The sequence below is a fragment of the Bradyrhizobium sp. genome (assembly GCF_049586575.1).
Taxonomy (GTDB): Bacteria; Pseudomonadota; Alphaproteobacteria; order Rhizobiales; family Xanthobacteraceae; genus Bradyrhizobium.
Genome location: NZ_JBAVCF010000435.1, coordinates 1 through 2031, shown reverse-complemented (window position 1 = coordinate 2031; position 2031 = coordinate 1). Strand labels below are relative to the sequence as shown.

General features: G+C 61.5%; 3 protein-coding genes. 2 read left to right on the top strand and 1 reads right to left on the bottom strand.

The genetic code is table 11. The features are described 5' to 3' along the window. Window positions 1–114 precede the first annotated feature (114 nt). On the top strand, window positions 115–318 hold the full coding sequence (locus WB528_RS17265; RefSeq protein WP_423889620.1) for a hypothetical protein: 204 nt from the start codon (window positions 115–117) through the stop codon (window positions 316–318). A gap of 169 nt (window positions 319–487) precedes the next feature. Then, on the top strand, window positions 488–1447 hold the full coding sequence (locus WB528_RS17260) for a D-2-hydroxyacid dehydrogenase family protein (RefSeq protein WP_423889619.1): 960 nt from the start codon (window positions 488–490) through the stop codon (window positions 1445–1447). 70 nt (window positions 1448–1517) lie between these two features. Here WB528_RS17260 and WB528_RS17255 read toward each other — a convergent pair whose 3' ends face one another. Beyond that, window positions 1518–1820: a hypothetical protein gene (locus WB528_RS17255; RefSeq protein ID WP_423889618.1), complete on the bottom strand. Its 303-nt coding sequence runs from the start codon at window positions 1818–1820 to the stop codon at window positions 1518–1520. Window positions 1821–2031: the final 211 nt, after the last annotated feature.

Below are 2031 nucleotides of genomic sequence, written 5' to 3'. Positions count from 1 at the left end.
CAGATCACGACAATTGAAACCTTCTTTTAACAAGTTGCGGCCGAAACTCGCTTCGACGCTGGAAAAAGGCGTCCAGCGCGTCAGAAGACGTCGGAAAAAAAGACAGGATTCGTCATGGCGATGATCGATTCGGCATCCCTCCCCTCCCCGGCAAACCGCCGCGACGGACGCACCAATCCCTTCGCCGGAATCCGAGCCTTCTTCAGCGATTTCCTCGCCAGGGCGTTCGACCCCTACCGCCCGGAACTGCACTATATGCGCGGACCGGGCCCCGCCTGCCGCGCCAAGCAGGCAGCCGCCCGCCAGACTGTCCACTGACCTGCCCGGCCGTGTCGTCGAGGCGCGCGTTTTGAGGCACCTCCCACCCGCAATTTTGATGGTTGCGGCGCTTGCCTGAAAAAGCGCCGCGCGCGACCATGGGGGTCCCATTTTCCCCAGGACGCGCGCTATGGAAGCGCCGTCACCATCGCCATGAACGGATCTTCCCATGACGCGGCTGCGCTGTGCAATTCTCGACGACTATCTCAATCTCTCGCTCAAGGTCGCGGACTGGTCCAAGGTCGAGGATCGCGTCGAGGTCACCGTCTTCAACCAGCCCTTTGCCTCGCCGGACGCCGCGGCCAGCGCGCTGAAGGATTTCGAGATCATCTGCGCGATGCGCGAGCGCACCCCGTTTCCACGCGCGATGTTCGAGCGCCTGCCCAATTTGAAGCTCCTCATTACATCGGGCATGCGCAATAATTCGATCGACATGGCGGCTGCGAAGGAGCGCGGGATCGTGGTGTGCGGCACGCAATGGCCGCGCGATCCCACCGCGCCGCTCGCCATGGGCTTGATCCTGGAATTGACCCGCAATATCGGCCGCGAAAGCGCCCGCATGCATGCCGGCGAATATTTACAGAAGCATGTCGGCATCGAGATCGAGGGCAAGACACTCGGCATCGTCGGGCTCGGCAAGCTCGGCGCCAAGGTTGCCGGACTTGCCAAGGCGTTCGGCATGAACGTCATCGCCTGGAGCCCGAACCTGACGGCGGAGCGCTGCAAGGAAGTCGGCGTTACCTACGCCACCAAGGAAGAGCTTTTCTCGACCGCCGACATCATCACCATCCACGTCGTGCTCAGCGACCGCTCGCGCGGCCTGGTCGGCGCTGCTGATCTCGCCCGTATGAAGCCGACAAGCTTCATCGTCAACACCGCGCGCGGGCCGATCATCGACGAGATGGCGCTGTTGGAAACGCTGAAGGCGCGCAAGATCGCGGGCGCAGCCGTCGACGTGTTTTCGGTCGAGCCGCTCCCGGTCGATCATCCCTTCCGCAAGCTCGACAACCTCGTGCTGACGCCACATCTCGGCTACGTCACGCAGGAGACCTTCATCGCCCACTACAACCAGATGGTCGAGGGCATCGACGGCTGGTTCAAGGGCGAGCCGGTACGGCGATTGGCGTGAGGCGAGAGGGCGTCATCGTTCTTCGCAACCGCGCATTTTCGGCAAGCTCGCTCGCGTTCGTTCGTCACGATCACGCCGTTTTCGGCGTCAATTTCCTGACGGCGAGCGAGATCGTCTGTTTTCCGGACTGAAACGTGACTTTCCCGGTCGATCCGTCGTTGGATGAGAACTGTATCTTGCCGAGCAGCTCCGCATTCTTGACGACGTCGCCGACACCCTGACCGCTGTGGCCGTCGAAATTGTATTTGACCTGCGCGTCTCGCCCGTTGATCGAGGCAATCTGAAACGACGCGCTGTGTCCGGCCGTCGCGCCGGTCCAACTGCCCTGTAACGGGTTGGTATCGGCCGTCGAAGCGGCGGTCTTGCCGAGCACCGCGGTCTGTTTCCCGGTCTCGGCAAGCTGCCCCTTTGGCTGATACGAAAACTCGAACGCCGCCTATTGCCGAAACTGATGGAGTCCTTGTCGACGGTGGCTTGGCCCCGTTCGGTGCGCCCGTCCCAATGAACATACAGAAACAAACGGAAACAACGAGCAATCATTATGAAGAAATCGTAAACGGTGTGTTACCGGCACACCCTCGCGC